Here is a 20,096-nt window from a genome sequence, read left to right as displayed (position 1 = left end):
TTACCGCTTATGCAAGAAAGGAATGCCATGTCGCAGTCCGGACAATTTGAACAGTCTGAGAACCAATCTGCCCGGTTGACCCTGGCGGACAGAATCCGTCAAATTCAGGGTTCGCTCTCCCCGGCAGAGCACAAGCTCTCGCGAGTGTTCCTCGCCAACTACCCGACTGCAGGGTTGGAGTCCACGGTTGAATTTGCCAAGAAGGGCAATGTCAGTGCCCCCACCGTGCTCAGGTTCGTCAGCAGACTGGGCTTCAACAAGTACCGGGACTTCCAGGATGCACTCCGCGAAGAAGTGCAGGCGCGGAGGGCATCCCCGCTGACCCTTCAAGGCAAAATACGCGCTGATTCAGATGCTCCGGAATTGGCTCGGTCAATGGCCGAAACGGCCGTCGAAGGCATCGAGAGCACGGTCACTTCGCTGCCGGAGCATGAGTTCGACCGTGCCGTTGCACTTCTCTGCAATGCCTCACTGCAAATTACTTCGATCGGCGGCAGGTTCTCTCACCTCCTGGCCACCTACTTGGACTTACACCTTCGTCTAATGCGACCGAACACCTTGGTGCACGCCCAGCATCCGAACAATGACTCCACATTCATAGCTGACCTCGGCAAGCGCGATGTCTGCGTCTTCTTTGATTTTCGTCGCTACCAGAAAGACACCGTTGATCTGGCAAAGGCAGCCCGGGCGAGGGGGGCCAAGATCATCCTCATTACAGACCCGTGGCTCTCACCGGTTTCATTTAATGCGGACGTTGTTCTGCCGGCACGGGTGGAGTCTGCGGGTTCATTCGACAGCATCGTTCCGGCGACCGTTTTGGTGGAAGCCCTCATCGCAGCGGTTCACGTCAAACTTGGGCCGGCGGCCGAAGACCGTATGCGGACTTTGGAAGCCGGCTATGGCACAGTTCTGGCCGATTAAGCCCGGCTTTCTTCAAGCCGGCCAACTTTCCCATGGTGAAAGTGACGCAGAACTTGTCGAGCAGGTGCGCTCCGGACAATTAGCCTCTTTCGAGAAACTGTACGATCGACACTGTATGGCAGCCCGCCATGTAGCCTCAGCACAGGCCGACAATGCTGCCGATGTTGATGACGTTGTTGCAGACGCCTTTTCGTATATTCTCCATTCGCTCGCTGCTGGTAAGGGGCCGGATACATTCTTCCGGGGCTATTTGCTGACGGCAGTTCGTCGCATAGCCCATAAGCACAACCAGGCGGCGACCCGCGCGAGTGTCACGGGTGACGATTTCGTGCTGGACAGCAAGCATGTGGATGCTGATCCGGTCATCGCGGACTTCGAATCTTCGGCCATCGCCGGTGCCTTCGCGACGTTACCGACACGTTGGCAGGAGGTTCTTTGGTATGTCGACATTGAGGGGATGAAGCCGGCTGCTGCGTCTCCACTGCTAGGCGTGACGCCCAACGCCATATCCTCCCTGGTCCTGAGGGCCCGCGAACGACTTCGACAGGCCTATCTTCAGAATCATGTTGGTTCCGCAGTGGGCGAGGTCTGTGAAGAATGTTCAAACCAACTGGGCGCCTACGCACGTAACGGTCTGGGTTCGCGGTCCGCGGGCAAGATTCGGGAGCACCTGGACAACTGCTCGAAGTGCACGGCACTTCTGGTGGACCTCAATGACATGCAGTCTGCAATGCGTGCTGTGGTCTTCCCCATGTTTGCCGGCATAGCTTTCACAGGGGCGATACCTGCGCTGTCGGCAGGGGTGGGCGGGACCGCTATCAGCGCAGTTGGGTCTCACAGTGCCCACGGGGCTTTGCCTCTGTTGTTGAAGATGGGTACCTGCGTGTTGGCGGCGTCAGTTGGTGCTGCCGTAGCAATGGGAGGGACCGGTGCGCCGACCGCCGATGTTCCTGTCGCGGAGGCATCACTGGTACCCGGGCCCACCATTGTGCCGAGCCAAACGACGGCGCCTGCCGAGCAATCGCCGATGGTCCCGGCCGCGGAGGAGACAGTCAGGCGGCAGGAACAGTTGCCTCCAACGGTTCCAGCCTTGGTCAGGCCGTCCAGTCCTAGGCTGGTTAGTCCTGGTCCGATCCTTTCAGCGCGGCAGACATCCCAGGCGTGGGGCAGCTCGCCCGTGGCGTCAGTACCGCCGCTATTCCCGGGGTTTGCTGGCCCTGTCGACCCGATCCCGACTACACTTCCAACGGTGTTACCGACGCCGGGCGCTACGCCGACCGTTGCAGGTACACCTTCACCAACGCCGCAGGTTGCTGCGTCATTTCGCGTAGATCCGGGCACGAGCGCCGCGGAATTGAACATCGTCGTCATCTTTAGCCTTGGAGAAGAAACAGCACCTGCCACAGCCGAGGCAGTGTTCGCTATCTCCGGCGGGGCTCAGATGATCCCCGGAAAGCTGATTGAGCCAGCCGGATGGACATGTAGAACCGACAACACAGTCATTGATCAGTTCCGCTGCACCAGCGACAACGTTGATCCGGACAGGTTGGTCTTCTCCATGGGCGTGTACAAATCAGACTCCTCGCGGACGCGGACCATGGACTACACGTTCAGTGGCGAGGGCATTGAAACAGCCCGCTTCTCCAACGATTTCTAGTTGGGTGTGTTGTCTAGGCGGCAAGGGATCACATTGACGTCGAGGACTACATCACAGAGGCGTACAGGCTAACGGCCGAGCGGACTGCCGCAAGCGATCTGCCAGAATAGACGGCATTCGCCGTGAGAGGCCAGCTCGGTGTTCTCAGAAACATGCGCTTGCTCTGCCAAGTTGCCTTGACGCTGGACAGGGACAAGATCATGATGAGTCATGGCAAGGTTTAGCGGCGGCCCAACTGTTCATCGGGCGATCAAAGGTCCCCGATTGACCGGAGTGTCCCGGTCGAGCCCGCAGGGCTGGAAGGCGGAAGTAGTTACGACGCTGAGGGCTATTCAGGAGGTGCGCCAGGCCTGCGATAACACTGAGGTCAGAACCGTCAGATATGCGCGGAAGGCTGGCTTGTCATGGGCAGAGATCGCCACTGCTCTCGGGGTATCCCGCCAAGCGGTATGGGAACGATGGCACGAGCTTGACGAGACCCTGCCCAAGAACGATGCTTGGGGACCTTCTTCCCTGAATGACCCGGAGCCTGAGAGCCCGGCAGCGCCGGAGAGTACACCTGCATGAAGCAGATGAGGCTCCGGTATAGCGGAGTTTGCTGGCAGTGCGGGACCTCCATCGCGGCCGGGTCGGAAGCGATCTACGAGAGCGAAAGTAGGACCGTCCGATGCCTGGCGTGTTCCACTGAGCCCGATCAAGCACTTTCTTCGGGTCCGGAACCGACGCGTGGCGGGTTGCTGTCACCTGCAGCCGGCACGGCAGGATCCTCTGCCCGACGCGAGTATGAGCGACGCAAAACTAAGGACCAGGATAGGCTCCGCGAGAAATGGGGACGGTTCGGCGCCCTGGCTGTCACGCTCTCTGATGAACGGCCGTCCACCCAGTCTTGGGCTCAAGGCGCCATCGGCGAGGGACGTTTAGGCGCTCGGCTGGATGCAGCGTCCTCAGATAGCCTGGCTGTCCTCCACGACCGGCGCATCCCTGGATCGAAAGCCAACATCGATCACATAGCTGTTACGCCGGGCGGAGTCTGGGTGATCGACGCCAAACGGTACAAGGGCCGGCCTGAACTGAAGATCGAGGGTGGCTTCCTTCACCCACGGGTCGAGAAGCTTCTCGTGGGCAGGCGTGACTCTACGAAGCTGGTTGATGGTGTGCTCAAACAGGTCGACGTTGTGCGGGAGCATGCCGGCGCAGTTCCGGTGAATGGCGTGCTGTGCTTCATCGAAGCGGACTGGCCGCTGGTTGGGGGAGCCTTCACGACTCGTGGCGTGCACGTACTCTGGCCCAAACGGCTCGCAAAAGTACTTGCAACGCGGGCAGCCGGCGATGTTGATGTGGCGAGGATGACGGCGTTGCTAGCCACGCGGTTCAGGCTTGCGTGACGACACCGGCTGGCTGACGCAACCTCGCTTCTACTGCGGCTTGATCGATGACAGCCGATTAATTCCCTGTCGTGCAGCGGCTATCAAAGGCCGTGTCGCCAGAGATCCTGCCTTCAGAGAACCAAGAAATTTGCTGATGCTGCCGCTGAATAGTTCTTTGCTACGCCAGTTTTGCGTCAGTTCCCAAGTTATGCGGGTGAAGTGCACGGCCAGCACGACAATAAAGAGCGAGATCACCAGGCCGGCAATTGAAGCGGCCACGATCATCACCCCTGTGATGTGCACCAGGAGGACGGCAGAGATCACGACTGTGTGTGCGTCAAGAAGTTCCATATATATTTTCTCGTTTGATGCGGGCTGGTAAGCGGGTCCGAGCCGGTCGTTGAGACCGAATCGCGGCAATCAGCGGGAGATGCGGCGGTCAGGAGTGATCGGAGGCCTTGTCACAGATGTGCCTTCCAGGAGCTGGACACCGGTGGCACTGCGCATTTGACCCGGAGCTCGATGTAGTCGAACACCTTTGTGGCATGGTCATCAAGGACGCTTCCGGGGCCCAGAAGTGTCCGCCGGTCTGGGCGGACACGCTCCAGGCAGCCTTGAACTGGATGTCTAGTTGTTCCCCTGGGTACGTCGTCACGAGGGCAGCATATCTGCGGTAGAACCGTGGCGCACAGCGTTACGGTCCTGTGGCGCGTTTGCCGGGGAGTGATTGACTCTTGCCTGTGCAACGTGTCCTATGACCTTGCCGTGTACCGGCCAGACCGCACCCAACCGGCCGTGACAAGGTTTTCATCAATCTCTCCGATAATTCAGGCACTGGGGCGTCCTGCTTTTCACCATTGCTCGTCATGCACCGAGGCTTTTCTCATAAGGATTGGTTGCTGGAAGGCACTCTGTCCGCAAAGAAAGCCGCTGCCGTTGAGCGTAGCTGGTGACGCAGATCCGCCCCTGGTGGATGGCTTTGGTGGCATGCGCCGAAGGAAACGACATCGCTTTTGATGCAAAGGATTTCGACGTTGCCCCGAAGCGTCAATGGGCAGATGTTCCAGGATTCCTTTGTGCATGGGGAGCAACAGCGGACATTTGCGGGCATCATTGGTGATTCCATGAACACCGGCACAGTCATGGTGGGGGAGAAGCTCACTCGTGAGCAGCGCTACGAGTACCTACTGAAGTTCGGTATCGGCCAGAAGACCGGTATTCAGTTGCCTGGCGAATCTGCTGGTTTGCTGGTCCAACCGGAAGAGTAGGACTCCCGGCAGGAGTTCTCTGTGTTGTTCGGACAGGGGGTGTCGCAGACACCGCTGCAAACAGCCATGGCGTTTCAGGCAATGGCCAATGAAGGTGTGCGGCTGAAACCCCAGCTGGTTGAGTCCACGGTGAATGAGGACGGCGTCGAGCAGGTTTCGGAGGTGGGGGTAGGCACGAAAGTGATCAGCCCGGATACAGCCCCGAAAGTGCGCGACATTCTTGAAAGTGGCGTTACCACCGGCGGTGCCAAGGATGTGAAAGTTCCCGGATGCTGCATAGGTGGCAAGACGGGAACGGCTGAAGCCGTTGCCGACAACGGAGCAGGCTTCGATGGGTACACGGCCTCATTCGTTGGCATGGCGCCCATGGAAGATCCGGAGTACCTAGTGCTGGTCAACGTTCAGCGCCCGAAGGGCAATATCCACGGCATCACCCAGGCCGGTGTGTTCAACGACGTCATGGCCCAGGTGCTGTCCCGCTATCAGGTGCCTGCGTCGACTACGCCGTCTGTGAGCCTGGCTCAGAAATACTAAAAAAATTGGTTGCTCGAAGGGTCGTTGAGTCAAAGAGATGCCCCTCAGGCTTGGAGAGTCTGAGGGGCATCGTCAATTGGCCTCATTATTGAGAATCGTGGTGGCTAGGGAAGCTTCACGAAACTGTCAAGGCGCTCCCATGTTTTTGTGTCATTGTTGAGTACGGTTGCTTCAGTGCCGACCCCTTTTACTTCTCTTAGTCCGTGCTGGTAGCCAGTGATTGAGTACTCCTTCAAGGCTCCCTCTTGAACCGTTTGGGGGATCAGCAAGACGATATACTCCTTATCTGTCTCAATGTCCACGTCGTCGGTGATCGTCGCCTTGATGAATTTCGCATCCGTAGGTTTCGAACCGCCGTTCAGTCTTAGGATCTTTTCCTGCTGCGCTTTGTTGAGGCTGTTCCAGTATTCGTCATAGGTCACCGTGCCACCAACCCGCGAATAGTTCAATTGCGTGCCTGTCTCAATGTCACCTTTGTAGACCTCTCGGACAGTCATTTTTCCGACGGTCTGAGGGAAGACATATTGATTGGCAACGGGGCTGAATGAGCGTCCACCGTCGATAGATTCGATGTGGACACGCGCAACAATGGGAGATTTGTTGAATCCGTAGAAGGGATCCTTTGGTTCCCAAATAAAATCAAGATCCGTGCCGGCCGTTTCAATCTGATCGGCTGGGATTTTGGCATAGGCATTGTTGGAGCCTTGCAGAGCCGTCTGCTTGGCTGACTGATTAGGCCCTGAACCGCCGGCGTCGGTCGTTCCGGAGGCGCAAGCTGACAAACCGCCCAGCAGCAGCACTGCGGCGATCACCATGGGCGTTTTCAACTTGTGCATGATGTAGACACGCCTCCTTGTGTTTTGAGATTGATAGGGAGTGAGAACCTGACCCTCGTCGAGTCGTTGCGGAGTCGCGGAGGTAGCACAAGATCAGTACATGTAGTTGATCGCATCGTTATCCACTCCCGCCACTCGTTGCATGATCCGTCCGGAGCCTGTCTGGCACATGATGCTGTAGCGATTGGTGTTGTAATGAGCAAGCCCGAATGCGTGGCCCATCTCGTGAATAGTGGTTCCGAGGGCAGCGTCGTTGCTGACACTTGCCGAGCTGTAGACGGAGTTGTTTATGTGCACTTCTGCGTACGTCCAGTTTGATGACGCTGGATTTATTGCGCCGCCAGTCGCGGAGAAAAACGAGGTATGGGCCAAGGTGTTCATGCCCCCGCCGAAGTAGGCATCATTATGTTGATGGAAGTCCATCGTAGAGCCCACGTTACTACCAACAAAGCTGACGTAAATTGGGTTATCCCAGCCGGGGTACATCCAGTTATTTGCTGCACCGGTGATGAGATGTTCCCAGTCACCAACTCCGGATGAGTAATTAAGCCATGCTGTGATGTTACCGACGCCATTTTGATAGCGGTAGCCGAAAGTAGGTGTTGCTGCCTGGGCACTTGTGGCCGGCAGTATGACCATGATCATTGCCAGCAAAACTGCCAGTAACGGTCTTCGAGCTCTCTCAAACAGCATCGTGGGCTTACGTCTGCCCATTGCATGGGCATCCACGTCCATGTCCGCGGTCGTGTTTGGATCGGCAGTGTCCGTGATCCGGTGAGGTCGCCCAGAATGAGTCCGGGAAATTTGCCTGCCATTCGATATGCGAGTTTCAATCACGTTGTCCCCCTCATGACATTTTGAACGTCATTGTTCTACTGTGCACACGAGGGTCATCCCTCGCGCAAAACCGAAGTTACGAGCTTCGGAACTCATCGGTCGATTGCTTAGCCGAAAATGCAACTTCAGTCCGTTTGTGCAGAGTATAGGAGGCGGGCGCTGTTGTCAGCATTTGCATAAATGTTTTCTAGGTATTGCTTGCAACTCGCTTTAAATACCGGAGTTTATGACTTTTTGGAATTTCTTGGAGAAATATATGAGTTTTGGCGTCACGAATCTCCTGTAGGTGTCTGTGAGGGATCTTCAGTCGCAATGCGCGTCTGAAGGGCGCTGACCCGGCAGGGTTGATGGAGAGGGGCAGTCAGCGAAGGGCACTTGGTCCAATTGGTATGGCGATCGTGCTGTGCTGCGATGGGCGAGGTCCGTGGACTCAGCGAGGCGGAGCCCATGGCTGCTGCTCTAATGTCGTAGAGCAGATCCCCGTTAGCGCTGCTCACCCAGATCTGGCTCCGGAGAAACATTGCTAATTCTTGGGCTTGAATGTTACCGCCACGGGTGTGGTGAATCTCTAGCTGAGGTCTAGTGCGGAGGTAGTAGTGAAATGCAGGCCTTGGATCGGCGAAGGCCTGCATTTCTTTGTGGCGATGCTACCTCGATGATTTTCGCGGTCATAAGTCGCATGCGAGGCCCGCCCAACGTGTGCGCTATCTCTGCCGTCACGCTATTGGTCAGAAGGTCATCCGATGAATTTCGAGCCGTCTTCGCGTGTGTAGATGACCCGACCCTTTTCGTCCACGGGGAAGTCCTCAATGACCTTCCCTGTGGATGTGTCAATGATGACGATCGAGCTGGCTGGCCAAGTCGGATCCGGGACGACGTTGTAGGTGGCATCTCCGGCCGTCAGCACTTGTCCGGCCGCGTTCTTCGCCCAGTTGGAGTAATCGACGATCTTTCCGGTGTTCGTGTTTACGGCCACGGTCTCCTCCGGGCCTGCAGGGGTTCCGTCCAAGTGCGATGAGTTCCACCATCCTTCATAGCCGCCAATGGGTCGGTCTGCCACCGGTCCCTTGAATGAAAAGGCGTCATTCTGCGGCGTTGTGGCGTTAGCCTGGACGCTTACCGCGACTGCACCAGCCAGCACCACTGCCGTGCCCAAAGCACCTATTACGAGCTTCATGTTTTCCCCCTTGGTAATGTGCGACAGGATCATCCCGCCGCGATGTTTGAGGTCGTAAAACCTCGACGTCACTGATGAGCATGCAGCGCCAAACAGCAAAGTGGCAGGAGATATGCCCATTCCTGGACCGTCCAGTAGGTCAGCTTTCCACTGTTCTTCCCGGATTCGCCGAAGCCGTGCAGGCGTCAAGGCGAGACATACAGCAAGGACTGCCTCTTTTGGCTTCATGCAGCGCTCCATGCACTATCGCCGAAAGCGGGCGACGGGGGCGTAGCAGAGGAAGTCCGTGATTTTTGCGCTCTCACAAACTCCTGCGCCAGTGGACGGGCGTCGGCAAGGAGACGGTAGTAACGCCGTCGTGGTCCTTTGCGTTCTAACGAAGTTTCCCATTCCCCTTGCACCCAGCCAGCGGCTTCGAGGCGCTCCAGGATGGGATAAACCGTACCGGGCTTTTTGCCCGTGTCTTTGACGATCTGCAGCCCCCACACGCTCTCTGCCGACAACAGCGCTTCGAGGACAAGTGCAGTGGCCGGGGTGATCCGTCCCAAGTTCTCCATGCGCCTAATCTAGCTATATAGATTTAGAAGTCAAGTCGACGTTTGTTGGCGGGCTGCCGGGCGAGGTGGATTCCGGCCCAATGGTTAGCGCCGCGATTTTCTTACGGAACACCAGTGTTGCCAGCGGTACTGTCAGCAGGAAGACGCAGACGACGAGGAAGGTCGCCAGAGCAGTCGCCAGGACAATCAAGCACATCAAGGCAATGTGGATTTCGGTTGAGCTGATATCGCCGATGTCATCAACCGCTTGAACGCGCAGTAACTGGGTGCTGGCAAATCGGAAGGCCATCTTTCGCTCCTGTGGATTCTGATTTATGAGTCAGAAGTAAGTACGGAGCAGGTTCATCCTGTGGCGCCAGTCGGGGAGAAGGTTATGCTCTTGTGATCCGCCGCATGCGCCGTGGGAATGGAGATGGTTCTACGGTGGCAATGATTGGGCTTCCCGGAGTCCGAGCAGGTATGGATCATTAGCCTTGGGGGAAAGTGATGAAGCGTAGACATCCGGCCGGCATCGCAATAGCGATCTCTCTTCTCGGGGCCTCGCTCGCGGGATGCGCGGGGCAGCAAGCGGCCAGCAATGAACTGCAGTCTTTCAGCTCCATGGATGAGGCGTACGCTGCCGTCGATGAGATCCTGGGATGCGATTCTGAAGCCATTGGCAACCCGGTTGTTCCTATGGGCGATGGCGGCCGACTCGCTTCCGCGCAGAGAGTCTGTTCAGAGAATGTGCAGATAGACCTGTATCCGAATCAGGGCGCCCTGGATGAAAGCTATCAAACGTGGGCTGACTCAAGTCAGGGCAAAATCCCCCTGGTTCGCGGTGCCAACTGGATGGTTGTCGATCTCAGCAGAATCGCGGGCGGCCAGTCGTCAACAACGGACCTCCAAGGCCTGGCCGACAAACTGAAAGGCGAGTACGCCGTCGTCGGCACTTAGCTCGAGGCGGCAGCACAATCACTAAACGCAGTACGGTCACCAAACATGGCAGACTTGAAGCCGGCAAAATAAACGTCCGGAAGGAACTACCAGTGGCTGCTGCCCAAAACACCCGGGCCAAGAGCGTCGCGGCCAACACTGTCAGCTGGCGTGACGCCGCGCCGGCCGCCGTGGTCCTGATCATGGGCCCGGAGGAGTACCTCGGAATTCGCGCCACGGATGGGATTCGTACCCAAGTTCGAACCAGCACTCCGGACGTTGAGCTCAGCCGGCTGAACGCCGGCGCCTACGAGGCCGGGTCTTTGGCGATGACCGTCACCCCGTCGCTCTTTGGCGAGGGCAAACTCATTGAGGTCGAGGGCCTCGAGGCTATGAATGACGCCTTCCTGGCAGACGGGTTGGCCTATCTCCAGCATCCGGACCAGGACGTTGTCCTTGTCCTGCGCCATGCCGGGGGAGTACGTGGCAAGAAGCTGCTCGACGCCGTGAAGTCTGCCGGCTGGCCAGTCATTGATTGCCAGCCCCTGAAGAAGGACTCGGACAAGACGGCGTTTGTCGTCTCCGAGTTCAGGGCTGCGGGACGCCGCATTGAAGGCGAAGCCGTCCAGGCTTTGGTGAATGCCGTGGGTGCCAATCTCTCGGAGCTCGCGGCGGCATGCAGCCAGTTGATTGCCGACGCCACCACAGCTGTAACAGCCGAAACCGTGGAGCGTTACTACGGTGGCCGAGTGGAAGCTACGGCGTTCAAAGTGGCCGATGCTGCCATGGCCGGCAACGGACCGGTGGCATTGTCCACTCTGAGGCACGCCTTGGCCACCGGCGTGGATCCCGTTCCTTTGGTTGCGGCACTGGCGGCCAAGCTGCGCACCCTGGCAAAAGTTGCGGGAGCCAATGGTTCGCCGGCCACCATCGCCAAGAACTTGGGAATGCAGCCCTGGCTCGTAGAGCAGGCCCAACGCGATGTCCGCCGCTGGACGCCTGATGGCCTGATTCGCTCTATCCAAGTCATCGCCGAGGCGGATGCCCAGGTGAAGGGTGAATCGCGTGACCCTGTCTATGCGGTGGAGCACGCGGTCACGGTTATTGCCACGTCGGCCAGCCGCCGCTGACCTGAAGCGTTCACCGCGGCTTCCGGTTAAACCCAAAGGCCGGCACCCAATGGGCGCCGGCCTTTTGATCAGCTCAGTCGAACTGGAAAACCTTAGAGTGCGTTGACCTTCTTGGAGATCGCCGACTTGCGGTTTGCAGCGTTGTTCTTGTGAATAACGCCCTTGCTGACAGCCTTGTCCAGCTTGCGGCTGGCAGCAACAAGTGCAGTTCCAGCAGCATCCTTGTCGGCAGACTCAACGGCGGTGGTGACGGCGCGGATGGCCGTCTTCAGCTCAGACTTGACGGCGTTGTTACGCAGGCGAGCCTTCTCGTTGGTGAGGATGCGCTTCTTCTGGGACTTGATATTAGCCACGTATGAACTCTCTTTTTAATGCGGAAATGGTCTAGAGGGTTTTCAGGTTGGCCATCGACTGAGCGGCGTGGGGATGCCTATGGCAGCCAACCATGTATGGCCGTCGACCTGCACGGACACACAGCTATAAAGGATAGCAGAAACTCAGGGGTCACGCAGAACCTGGCGCATAGGCTGGCTAGTTCCGGGCTTGTAGCGCCCGGGCAACCTCGTGGAACTGCGACTTTCCCAGAACAGCGCCTTCCCGCCGGATCGCGTTAGGATTCAGCCGGATGACGCGACCCACGTTGATTTCACTGGGCCTGCCTTGCCGATCCCAGGCGCCGGTTCCGATATCGACATACTCGCCCGCCCGCGCGTCGTTGTCGTGGTCCTTGGACGTCAGCATGAGACCCAACAGCCACTCGCGGTCCCGACCAACAAGAAGTACGGGGCGGTCTTTGCCTTTCGTGTGGTCCTCTTCATAGGGAACCCAGCTCCACACAATCTCGCCAGGGTCCGGTTGGCCATCGGGCTTGGGGGAGTAGTTGACCTTAACTGAACCGCGGAAGTCGCCGGGATAGGGGCCTGGCTGATGTTCGACGTCGGATCGCCGGGACTGCGTCCTTCGGGCGCGTGCAGGGGTGGCCGTCTTGGTGCTGGTGCCTCCCAACGACTTGAGGGACCGCAGGATGAGTTTGCCCAGAGGGCGCAAGTCGAAAGCCATGTGACAACGCTACAGCTGGCTCCTGCTGATGCCCGGCACACAATGTACGGCGAAGCGCCGGTTCATGGGAGACTAGAGGATCAGATGCGCGGCGTGTTCCGGCTGGCCTATGCCCAGTGACGGGGAATTACCGCGCGAGTGTCGACAGTAAGGATCCTGCGTGTCTCCCATGGCCCGCACCGCACCGGTGCCCGCCGCAACAGATCCGGCCATCATCCGGAACTTCTGCATCATTGCCCACATCGACCACGGTAAATCCACCCTGGCCGACCGCATGCTGCAGTACACCGGCGTCGTTAAGCAACGCGACATGAAGGCCCAGTATCTGGACCGTATGGATATCGAACGTGAGCGCGGCATCACCATCAAATCCCAGGCTGTTCGTATGCCGTGGGAACTCGATGGCAACAGCTACGCCCTGAATATGATCGATACTCCCGGCCACGTCGACTTTACCTATGAGGTGTCCCGTTCCCTGGCGGCCTGTGAAGGTGCAGTGCTGCTGGTGGATGCTGCCCAAGGCATCGAGGCCCAGACCCTCGCCAACCTGTACTTGGCGATGGAAAACAACCTCACCATCATTCCTGTCTTGAACAAGATCGATCTCCCGGCCGCGCAGCCCGAGAAGTACGCGGCTGAGCTTGCCAACCTGATTGGTGGCGACCCGGATGATGTGCTCAAGGTTTCAGGTAAGACCGGCGTAGGCGTAGAAGCCCTGCTGGACAAGATTGTCCGCGACCTCCCTGCGCCCGTGGGCGATCCCAATGCTCCGGCCCGCGCCATGATCTTCGACTCCGTCTATGACACCTACCGCGGCGTGGTCACCTATGTCCGTGTGGTTGACGGCATGCTCCACCCCCGGGAACGCATCCAGATGATGTCCACCCGTGCCACGCACGAGCTCCTGGAAATTGGTGTCAGCTCCCCGGAGCCCACACCGTCCAAGGGCTTGGGCGTCGGTGAGGTGGGATACCTGATCACCGGTGTGAAGGACGTCCGCCAGTCCAAGGTCGGCGATACCGTCACCAACCTGGCCAAGCCGGCATCGGAGTCGCTCAGCGGTTACGCCGACGCCAAGCCTATGGTCTTCTCGGGTCTCTACCCGCTGGACGGAACGGATTACCCGGTACTCCGCGACGCCCTCGAAAAGCTGATGCTCAACGACGCCGCGCTGGTTTACGAGCCCGAGACGTCTGCAGCGTTGGGCTTCGGTTTCCGTGTTGGGTTCCTTGGGTTGCTTCACCTCGAGATCACGCGTGAACGCCTCGAGCGTGAATACAACCTGGACCTTATCTCCACGGCTCCCAACGTGGAGTACGAGGTGACACTGGAGGACAAGAAGGTCATCCACGTCACCAACCCCAGCGAGTACCCCACGGGCAAGATCTCCGAGGTCCGCGAACCCATGGTGTCCGCCACCATCCTGGCACCCAACGAGTTTGTTGGTTCCATCATGGAACTCTGCCAAAGCCGCCGCGGCCAAATGCGCGGCATGGACTACTTGTCCGAGGATCGCGTGGAGCTCCGCTACTGGATCCCGCTGGCCGAAATCGTGTTCGATTTCTTCGACCTCCTGAAGTCCAAGACGCGCGGCTACGCCTCCCTGGACTGGAAGGCCGACGGCGAGCAGGTGGCCGACCTCGTCAAGGTGGACATCCTGCTCCAAGGTGAACAAGTGGACGCATTCAGCGCCATCACCCACCGCGACAAGGCCTACGCCTACGGTGTGATGATGACGGGGAAGCTCCGTGAGCTTATTCCCAGGCAGCAGTTCGAGGTGCCCATTCAGGCCGCCATCGGATCACGCATCATTGCCCGCGAAAGCATCCGGGCCATCCGCAAGGACGTTCTTGCCAAGTGCTACGGCGGTGACATCACCCGTAAGCGCAAACTTCTGGAAAAGCAGAAGGAAGGCAAGAAGCGCATGAAGATGGTGGGCCGCGTGGAGGTGCCTCAAGAGGCATTCATCGCTGCCCTGACCACTGACGAGTCCAAGGACAAGGCCAAGAAGTAAATGCCCAGCGTCCTACCTCTGGGCGACCCTGCACCTGCGGATGGCATTTTGCCTCCGCAGGTGTTGGCCGGCGTCGAGCACCGTAATTTCGGGCTCTACGTCCATATCCCGTTTTGCGCCGTTCGCTGCGGCTACTGTGACTTCAATACCTATACGGCCACCGAGCTTGGCGGTGGCGCCTCGCAGGATGCCTACGCTACTACGGCGGTATCTGAGCTCGACTTCGCCGCGTTGGCCTTGGACGCTTCCGGTCTGCCTCGGCGTCCCCTCAGCACTGTTTTCTTTGGTGGTGGTACTCCCACGCTCCTCCCGGCGGAAGACCTGGCGCGGATCCTGCGCGCCGCCGTCGACCAGTGGGGCTTGGAGCCGGGGGCCGAGGTGACAACGGAGGCCAATCCCGATTCGGTGACGCCTGAATCCCTGAAGGTGCTGGCTGACGCCGGATTCACCCGGGTCTCGTTCGGCATGCAATCCGCAGTCCCACACGTTCTGAAAGTACTGGACCGCACCCATACGCCAAGCCGCGTGCCACTAGTGGTGCAGTGGGCACGTGAAGCCGGCCTTGCAGTGAGCCTGGACCTCATCTACGGCACGCCCGGCGAATCCATGGCGGACTGGCAGCTGTCACTCGAAACTGCACTCTCGTACCGGCCTGATCACATCAGCGCCTACGCATTGATCGTCGAAGACGGCACGAAACTTGCCGCCCAGATCCGTCGCGGCGAAGTCCCCGGAATCGATGACGACGACCACGCCGCTAAATACGAGCTGGCAGACAAAATGATCTCCCAGGCGGGCCTGAACTGGTACGAGGTCAGCAATTGGTCCCGAACGCCGGAACAGGCCTGCCGGCACAATCTTGCCTACTGGCGCGGGGATGACTGGTGGGGCATCGGACCCGGAGCGCACTCCCACGTGGGAGGTGTCCGGTGGTGGAACGTCAAGCACCCCACTGCCTATGCGGGACGGCTGGCTGCAGGAAGCTCGCCAGCTGCCGGCCGGGAAACTCTCGACGCCGAAACCCGTGAGGTTGAGCGCATCATGCTCGAAGCGCGGCTCGGAACGGGGCTGTCCGTGGATGCCTTGGACGCAATCGGGCGCCATGCGATGGCCGGGCTGATTGCTGACGAGCTGGTGGACCCCGTCCAAGCGTTCAAGGGCCGACTTGTGCTTACGCTGAAGGGGCGGCTGTTGGCCGACGCCGTGGTCCGCAGGATTCTTCCGGACTAATCGCAGTGCCCGCCCGAAAGGGCAAGCGGGGGCTACTTAATCCAGCGCAGGTTGACCTTGTAACGGTGGGGTTGCCCGTGGTTTACGCGGATTCCCGCCGAGACGGAGAAGCACGTGAGGGCCACCCAGATAGCGGTGGCAATCACGGCGAAGATGTTGCCCACTACCGGCAGCAGCACCAGAATGTTGGCCAGCACTGCGGCGATGGTGGGAGGCAACGTGAAGTTCAGCGCCTCTTTGGATTCCTGCGCGGTGAACGGCCCGCGATCGCGGAAAATCAAGTAGATCAGAAGGGATGGCAGGCATCCCAGGATGCCGCCAAAGTGGGCCAAGGTAGCCCACTGCCTGTCCTCGCTGGCCGTCAACGGGAGTGCGTTGGCAGGCGCGCCATGGTACTGGGGCCGGCCTGCGGCGCTGCCCGGTTCTTCAGGAGCGTTATCTGCCACGGTGTCTTCCCTTTGCTGTAAAGATGCTGCGGTATTGCTGTCCCAGAATACCGGCCCCAAGGTACTTCCCGGGACCAACGCCCCGTTGACACGGTAGTTGCTGATAGCTCATGGACCGTGGCTCAAGGAACCGTCAGGAAATCGATGACTTCTTCAACGCGGCCCAGGAGAGATGCTTCAAGGTCGGCATAGGTGCGAACTGCCCCGAGTAGCCGCTGCCAGCCCAAGCCTATGTCCTCCGCGGTCTCGTGGGGCCAGCCGAAGGCCGTGAGGATTCCTGTCTTCCAATCGATCCCCCGGGGTACGGCAGGCCAAGCCTCGATGCCCAGGACCTTTGGCCGGATGGCCTGCCAGACGTCCACGTAGGGGTGGCCGACAATCAAAACGTTTCCTGCCGCTCCGGGCACCGTCATTGCCTCGGCTGCGATGCGCGACTCTTTGGACCCGGGGACAAGGTGGTCCACCAAGATGCCAAGGCGGCGACCCGGCCCGGGGTTGAAGGCAGCGATGGCCGACTTCAGGTCGTCAACGCCATGCAGTGGCTCCACGACGATGCCTTCCACGCGGAGATCGTCACCCCAGACCTTCTCGACGAGCTCGGCGTCGTGCTTTCCTTCCACCCAGACGCGGCTCGCCTTGGCCACCTGGGCACGTTGGCCCTGTACCCTCACGGATCCGGACGCTGTCCGGGTGGAAGGAGCGGCGGACGCGGCAGAGCGGGCAGCAGGAGGCATCAGCCGGATTGCCTGCCCTTCCAGTAGGAACCCGAATCCCAACTGGAACGACTTGGTCTTTCCGCGCCTGTCTTCAAGGGAGACAACGTGCATTCCTCCTGATTTCTCAACACGGGTGACTTCGCCCACCCAGCCCGACTGCACGTCTTCGAGGACCATTCCCCGCTGCACGGCCACTTCCGGCAGCTGTTTTTTGCCAGGAGCGGACAGATCCTGCGGGCCCCAATTGTCGAAAGCCAAGGGATTCCTACCTTTTGTGCTGGTTTTTGGCGCGGGCCGAAGGCGGCCGCGCGAGGTTTCAATGCTAGCAACGGGGTGGCTCATACTAGACTTGTTAGCACTTGGGCATGTTGAGTGCTAAGTGTGGTGGTCCGATTGAGATCCCGCGTTGACCGGTCGTAGGGACCAAGGCAGTCGTCAGGAGGTGGAGCAATGAGTGAGCCGCGCAAGCTTGAGGTGCTGCGTGCCATCGTTGAGGATTACGTGCATTCCAGGGAACCTGTTGGGTCGAAGGCCCTCGTGGAACGGCACCATCTTGGCGTTTCCAGTGCCACCATCAGGAACGACATGGCTGTCTTGGAAGAGGAAGGCCTCATCGCGGCGCCCCATACCAGCGCAGGCCGAATCCCAACGGACAAGGGTTACCGCTTATTCGTTGACCGCATTTCCCAGGTCAAGCCGCTTTCGGCCGCCGAGCGCAGGGCTATCCACTCGTTGCTTGAGGGCCCGGATGATGTTGATGACATCCTGGAGCGCACTGTAAGGCTTCTGTCGCAGCTGACCAACCAGGTGGCCGTGGTGCAGTATCCCCATTCCAATCGCGCGCTGGTCCGGCACGTGGAATTCGTCCTGTTGGCCCCAAAGCAGGTGCTTGTGGTCCTCATTGCGGATACGGGCAGCGTTGGGCAGAAGGTCATCGACGCCGGCTCTGACGTGAGCAACGAGGCGCTGATGCTCCTGAGGTCCCGCTTCCTCGGCAGCATCGCAGCCACCCAGATGGCTCTTTTGCCGCAGGTGCTGCCATCGGTAGTCGCCCTGTGTCCGCCGGAACTCCGCAGCTTGGCGCAGACGTTGGCTCAGGGGCTGCAATCACTCAGTGACACCAGCCGCGAAGAGCGCATCCTGATGGCAGGAACGGCCAACCTGGCCCGCTCCAATGTGGATTTCCCATTGAGCATCGGTCCCGTGCTGGAGGCACTCGAGGAACAAGTTGTCATGCTTCGGTTGTTGTCTGACATGGGGGATGATCCCCGTGGCGTCACCGTGAGCATTGGACGCGAAAATCCGTACGACGGCTTGGCTGAGGCGTCCGTCGTGGCTACCGGCTATGGCTCCGGGGCCAAGGTGGGGATTCTCGGTCCGACACGCATGGACTACCCCACCACCATGGCAGCCGTACGCGCCGTGGCCCGTTACCTTTCCCGCATTCTCGGCGGCTGAAAACCGGTCCGAGGAAACATCCGCAGTACAACAAGGAAGAGATACCGACTTTGAGCAGCCACTATGACGTTTTGGGAGTCTCGCCGGAAGCCACCGGGGAAGAGATCAAAAAGGCGTACCGCAAGTTGGCGCGGAAACTGCACCCCGACGTAAACCCCGGTGAAGATGTCGCGGAACAGTTCAAGGCCGTGACCCACGCTTACGAAGTGTTGTCCGACCCCCAGAAGCGCCGGGTCTACGATGCCACCGGCAATGAGAACGGCACCGACAACGGTTTCGGTGGCGGCTACTCCGGCCAGGGTTTCGCGTTCCAGGACATCTTCGACACCTTCTTTGGTGGCGGTGGCGGCCACGGTGGACCAGCCTCGCGTGTCCGTCGCGGCCAGGACGCACTAATCAGCGTCCGCATCGACCTGAAGGACGCCGTGTTCGGCGTCAACAAGAAGCTTGAAGTGGACACTGCCGTGGTTTGCCCCACCTGTGACGGCAGCTGCTGCCGCCCGGGCACCCACCCGGAACGCTGCGACATTTGCGGTGGCAGCGGCCAGGTACAGCGGGCTGTCCGATCCATTCTCGGTCAGGTCATGACCACCGCGCCTTGTGGTTCCTGCGAAGGCTTCGGCACGGTCATCAAGGACCCCTGCAACGAGTGCAACGGACAGGGCCGAATCCGCAGCCGCCGTTCCCTCACCATCAAGGTACCGGCAGGCGTCGCAACCGGTACGCGCATCCAGTTGTCCGGGCAGGGCGAAGCAGGTCCCGCAGGTGGTCCTGCCGGTGATCTCTATGTAGAAATCCGGGTCAACAACGATTCCATGTTCATGCGTGAAGGCGACGACCTTCATGCCACACTGAGCGTCCCCATGACGGCGGCGGCACTTGGCACCGAGCTGCAGCTGGACACCTTCGACGGCGCACAGGATATCGACGTGAAGGCCGGCACGCAGTCGGGCGAAATCATTACCCTCCGCGGCCTGGGCGTCACGCACCTCCGTGGTTACGGACGAGGCGACCTCAAGGTTCACCTGCACGTAGAGACGCCAAGCAAGCTCGACCCCGCCCAGGAAGAACTCTTGCAGCAGCTCGCCAAGCTGCGCAATGAGCAGTTCACCGAAGGAAAGCTTGTGGCAAGCGGGGGCATGTTCGCGAAGCTGCGGGACAAGCTCGGTAACCTGTAGCGGTGAGCAACCCCGTTTTCTTCACAGCCGCGGGCAGCCTCGGCCAGGTGATCCCCGGTTCCACATTCGTGCTCGAGGGTCCCGAGGCCCGGCATGCTGTAACGGTCAAACGCCTGGCCGCGGGCGAGCCCGTTGATATAGCGGACGGTTCAGGTGCGCGGCTGATAGGCACGGTGGTGGACGCCGGATCCAGCAGTTTGACCGTGAAGGCGTCTGAGGTGCTTTTCGAGGAGCAGCCGGAGGTCCGGTTGGTGCTGGTTCAGGCCCTGGCTAAAGGTGACCGCGATGAACTTGCCATCGAGACCGCCACGGAACTAGGAATTGATGCTGTCATTCCATGGCAGTCTGAGCGCGCAATCGTGCGTTGGAAGGGCGAAAGGGCTGCCAAAGCCCACGCGAAGTGGCAGTCGGTGGTCACTGCGGCCGCCAAGCAGGCGCGGCGAGCCTGGATTCCTGAGGTCCGGTCCATCGTGGATACCGCTAATTTGGCGAAGGCGGTCGAGGCCGCTGACTTGGCCATCATCCTGCATGAAGACGCCAAGAATCCCTTGCGGACTGTCCTCGAAGAGTCGGCTGCGTTGCTCAGTGACGCTGCGGGGTCACCGCGGGAGGTTCTTTTGATCGTTGGACCGGAGGGCGGAATCTCACCGCGTGAAGTAACACGGCTCAGCGACGCAGGCGCCGTAACGGCCCTGTTGGGTCATCATGTCTTGCGGTCGTCGACGGCGGGACCCGCCGCCGTCGTTCTTGCCAGTGACGTTCTGGGCCGCTGGTAACCAGCCCCGCAGGCTATCCA

At 59.6% G+C, this 20,096-nt stretch carries 21 protein-coding genes and 1 pseudogene; 12 read left to right on the top strand and 10 right to left on the bottom strand.

Going from position 1 to position 20,096, the window contains the following annotated elements:
• Window positions 1-27 precede the first annotated feature (27 nt).
• The 4 genes from ACNAOT_RS11935 to ACNAOT_RS11920 all read left to right on the top strand — a co-directional run bounded on the left by ACNAOT_RS11935 (window position 28) and on the right by ACNAOT_RS11920 (window position 3,963).
• Complete coding sequence (locus tag ACNAOT_RS11935) at window positions 28-921, top strand: MurR/RpiR family transcriptional regulator (RefSeq protein ID WP_420178170.1); 894 nt, start codon at window positions 28-30, stop codon at window positions 919-921.
• A 115-nt stretch (window positions 922-1,036) separates the two neighbouring features.
• Window positions 1,037-2,578, top strand: coding sequence for a zf-HC2 domain-containing protein (locus ACNAOT_RS11930; RefSeq protein ID WP_420178169.1), 1,542 nt, complete (start codon window positions 1,037-1,039; stop codon window positions 2,576-2,578).
• Between the two features lie 210 nt (window positions 2,579-2,788).
• Window positions 2,789-3,145: a helix-turn-helix domain-containing protein gene (locus tag ACNAOT_RS11925; RefSeq protein ID WP_420178168.1), complete on the top strand. Its 357-nt coding sequence runs from the start codon at window positions 2,789-2,791 to the stop codon at window positions 3,143-3,145.
• 167 nt (window positions 3,146-3,312) lie between these two features.
• Window positions 3,313-3,963, top strand: a complete 651-nt coding sequence (locus tag ACNAOT_RS11920; RefSeq protein WP_420178167.1) for a nuclease-related domain-containing protein — start codon at window positions 3,313-3,315, stop codon at window positions 3,961-3,963.
• A gap of 30 nt (window positions 3,964-3,993) precedes the next feature.
• Here ACNAOT_RS11920 and ACNAOT_RS11915 read toward each other — a convergent pair whose 3' ends face one another.
• Window positions 3,994-4,296 carry a hypothetical protein gene (locus tag ACNAOT_RS11915; protein WP_420178166.1) on the bottom strand — a complete coding sequence of 101 codons (303 nt, stop codon included), beginning with the start codon at window positions 4,294-4,296 and terminating at the stop codon, window positions 3,994-3,996.
• A 665-nt stretch (window positions 4,297-4,961) separates the two neighbouring features.
• Between ACNAOT_RS11915 and ACNAOT_RS11910 the strand changes: the two are divergent.
• Window positions 4,962-5,747: pseudogene (locus ACNAOT_RS11910) on the top strand (penicillin-binding transpeptidase domain-containing protein).
• A 104-nt stretch (window positions 5,748-5,851) separates the two neighbouring features.
• On the opposite strand, the gene ACNAOT_RS11905 reads toward ACNAOT_RS11910, so the two are convergent.
• The 5 genes from ACNAOT_RS11905 to ACNAOT_RS11885 form a co-directional block, all read right to left on the bottom strand.
• Window positions 5,852-6,583, bottom strand: a complete 732-nt coding sequence (locus ACNAOT_RS11905; RefSeq protein ID WP_420178165.1) for a hypothetical protein — start codon at window positions 6,581-6,583, stop codon at window positions 5,852-5,854.
• A gap of 93 nt (window positions 6,584-6,676) precedes the next feature.
• The gene (locus ACNAOT_RS11900; protein WP_420178164.1) at window positions 6,677-7,318 is read right to left on the bottom strand and encodes a matrixin family metalloprotease; all 642 of its coding nucleotides are present in this window, start codon (window positions 7,316-7,318) and stop codon (window positions 6,677-6,679) included.
• An 838-nt stretch (window positions 7,319-8,156) separates the two neighbouring features.
• On the bottom strand, window positions 8,157-8,597 hold the full coding sequence (locus ACNAOT_RS11895) for a hypothetical protein (RefSeq protein WP_420178163.1): 441 nt from the start codon (window positions 8,595-8,597) through the stop codon (window positions 8,157-8,159).
• Window positions 8,598-8,821: 224 nt separating this feature from the next.
• Window positions 8,822-9,154: a PadR family transcriptional regulator gene (locus ACNAOT_RS11890; RefSeq protein ID WP_420178162.1), complete on the bottom strand. Its 333-nt coding sequence runs from the start codon at window positions 9,152-9,154 to the stop codon at window positions 8,822-8,824.
• Window positions 9,155-9,167: 13 nt separating this feature from the next.
• Window positions 9,168-9,443 (bottom strand): hypothetical protein, encoded by a 276-nt coding sequence (locus tag ACNAOT_RS11885; RefSeq protein ID WP_054808075.1) that lies wholly within the window; start codon window positions 9,441-9,443, stop codon window positions 9,168-9,170.
• A gap of 197 nt (window positions 9,444-9,640) precedes the next feature.
• Between ACNAOT_RS11885 and ACNAOT_RS11880 the strand changes: the two genes are divergently transcribed.
• Complete coding sequence (locus ACNAOT_RS11880; protein ID WP_420178161.1) at window positions 9,641-10,090, top strand: hypothetical protein; 450 nt, start codon at window positions 9,641-9,643, stop codon at window positions 10,088-10,090.
• Window positions 10,091-10,182: 92 nt separating this feature from the next.
• Window positions 10,183-11,199, top strand: coding sequence for a DNA polymerase III subunit delta (holA, locus tag ACNAOT_RS11875; protein ID WP_420178160.1), 1,017 nt, complete (start codon window positions 10,183-10,185; stop codon window positions 11,197-11,199).
• Window positions 11,200-11,291: 92 nt separating this feature from the next.
• Here the strand turns inward: holA and rpsT are convergent, their stop codons facing one another.
• Together rpsT and ACNAOT_RS11865 are read right to left on the bottom strand one after the other, a co-directional pair.
• On the bottom strand, window positions 11,292-11,552 hold the full coding sequence (rpsT, locus tag ACNAOT_RS11870) for a 30S ribosomal protein S20 (protein WP_054808077.1): 261 nt from the start codon (window positions 11,550-11,552) through the stop codon (window positions 11,292-11,294).
• Between the two features lie 178 nt (window positions 11,553-11,730).
• On the bottom strand, window positions 11,731-12,258 hold the full coding sequence (locus ACNAOT_RS11865; RefSeq protein WP_420178159.1) for a type II toxin-antitoxin system PemK/MazF family toxin: 528 nt from the start codon (window positions 12,256-12,258) through the stop codon (window positions 11,731-11,733).
• 160 nt (window positions 12,259-12,418) lie between these two features.
• Here ACNAOT_RS11865 and lepA point away from each other — a divergent pair, with 160 nt between their 5' ends.
• Both lepA and hemW read left to right on the top strand, forming a co-directional pair.
• On the top strand, window positions 12,419-14,272 hold the full coding sequence (gene lepA / locus ACNAOT_RS11860; RefSeq protein ID WP_026005317.1) for a translation elongation factor 4: 1,854 nt from the start codon (window positions 12,419-12,421) through the stop codon (window positions 14,270-14,272).
• Window positions 14,273-15,502: a radical SAM family heme chaperone HemW gene (gene hemW, locus ACNAOT_RS11855; RefSeq protein ID WP_420178158.1), complete on the top strand. Its 1,230-nt coding sequence runs from the start codon at window positions 14,273-14,275 to the stop codon at window positions 15,500-15,502.
• A 32-nt stretch (window positions 15,503-15,534) separates the two neighbouring features.
• On the opposite strand, the gene ACNAOT_RS11850 is transcribed toward hemW, so the two are convergent.
• Complete coding sequence (locus ACNAOT_RS11850; RefSeq protein WP_026005318.1) at window positions 15,535-15,948, bottom strand: DUF4870 domain-containing protein; 414 nt, start codon at window positions 15,946-15,948, stop codon at window positions 15,535-15,537.
• Window positions 15,949-16,070: 122 nt separating this feature from the next.
• Window positions 16,071-16,922 (bottom strand): DUF3097 domain-containing protein, encoded by an 852-nt coding sequence (locus ACNAOT_RS11845; protein ID WP_420178157.1) that lies wholly within the window; start codon window positions 16,920-16,922, stop codon window positions 16,071-16,073.
• A gap of 192 nt (window positions 16,923-17,114) precedes the next feature.
• Between ACNAOT_RS11845 and hrcA the strand changes: the two genes are divergently transcribed.
• Genes hrcA through ACNAOT_RS11830 form a run of 3 tightly spaced genes read left to right on the top strand, consistent with a single transcriptional unit; the run spans window position 17,115 to window position 20,076 of the window.
• Complete coding sequence (gene hrcA, locus ACNAOT_RS11840) at window positions 17,115-18,122, top strand: heat-inducible transcriptional repressor HrcA (RefSeq protein ID WP_091467740.1); 1,008 nt, start codon at window positions 17,115-17,117, stop codon at window positions 18,120-18,122.
• Window positions 18,123-18,172: 50 nt separating this feature from the next.
• The gene (dnaJ, locus tag ACNAOT_RS11835; RefSeq protein WP_178992658.1) at window positions 18,173-19,300 is read left to right on the top strand and encodes a molecular chaperone DnaJ; all 1,128 of its coding nucleotides are present in this window, start codon (window positions 18,173-18,175) and stop codon (window positions 19,298-19,300) included.
• A 2-nt stretch (window positions 19,301-19,302) separates the two neighbouring features.
• Complete coding sequence (locus ACNAOT_RS11830) at window positions 19,303-20,076, top strand: 16S rRNA (uracil(1498)-N(3))-methyltransferase (protein ID WP_091467737.1); 774 nt, start codon at window positions 19,303-19,305, stop codon at window positions 20,074-20,076.
• The last annotated feature ends 20 nt before the right edge of the window (window positions 20,077-20,096 follow it).

The sequence above is a fragment of the Paenarthrobacter sp. TA1.8 genome (assembly GCF_048595705.1).
Taxonomy (GTDB): Bacteria; Actinomycetota; Actinomycetes; order Actinomycetales; family Micrococcaceae; genus Arthrobacter; species Arthrobacter nitroguajacolicus.
The sequence above is the reverse complement of the archived record's forward strand: the minus strand, read 5'-3'. Positions and strand labels throughout refer to the sequence as shown.

Bases quoted from the DNA above. Each gene is read 5' to 3' on its own strand.
- ACNAOT_RS11900 (WP_420178164.1), bottom strand. From the start codon at position 7,318: ATGGACGTGGATGCCCATGCAATGGGCAGACGTAAGCCCACGATGCTG.
- ACNAOT_RS11935 (WP_420178170.1), top strand. From the start codon at position 28: ATGTCGCAGTCCGGACAATTTGAACAGTCTGAGAACCAATCTGCCCGG.
- ACNAOT_RS11915 (WP_420178166.1), bottom strand. From the start codon at position 4,296: ATGGAACTTCTTGACGCACACACAGTCGTGATCTCTGCCGTCCTCCTG.
- ACNAOT_RS11890 (WP_420178162.1), bottom strand. From the start codon at position 9,154: ATGGAGAACTTGGGACGGATCACCCCGGCCACTGCACTTGTCCTCGAA.
- ACNAOT_RS11885 (WP_054808075.1), bottom strand. From the start codon at position 9,443: ATGGCCTTCCGATTTGCCAGCACCCAGTTACTGCGCGTTCAAGCGGTT.
- ACNAOT_RS11880 (WP_420178161.1), top strand. From the start codon at position 9,641: ATGAAGCGTAGACATCCGGCCGGCATCGCAATAGCGATCTCTCTTCTC.
- hrcA (WP_091467740.1), top strand. From the start codon at position 17,115: ATGAGTGAGCCGCGCAAGCTTGAGGTGCTGCGTGCCATCGTTGAGGAT.
- ACNAOT_RS11905 (WP_420178165.1), bottom strand. From the start codon at position 6,583: ATGCACAAGTTGAAAACGCCCATGGTGATCGCCGCAGTGCTGCTGCTG.
- ACNAOT_RS11925 (WP_420178168.1), top strand. From the start codon at position 2,789: ATGGCAAGGTTTAGCGGCGGCCCAACTGTTCATCGGGCGATCAAAGGT.
- ACNAOT_RS11865 (WP_420178159.1), bottom strand. From the start codon at position 12,258: ATGGCTTTCGACTTGCGCCCTCTGGGCAAACTCATCCTGCGGTCCCTC.
- ACNAOT_RS11895 (WP_420178163.1), bottom strand. From the start codon at position 8,597: ATGAAGCTCGTAATAGGTGCTTTGGGCACGGCAGTGGTGCTGGCTGGT.
- ACNAOT_RS11930 (WP_420178169.1), top strand. From the start codon at position 1,037: ATGGCAGCCCGCCATGTAGCCTCAGCACAGGCCGACAATGCTGCCGAT.
- hemW (WP_420178158.1), top strand. From the start codon at position 14,273: ATGCCCAGCGTCCTACCTCTGGGCGACCCTGCACCTGCGGATGGCATT.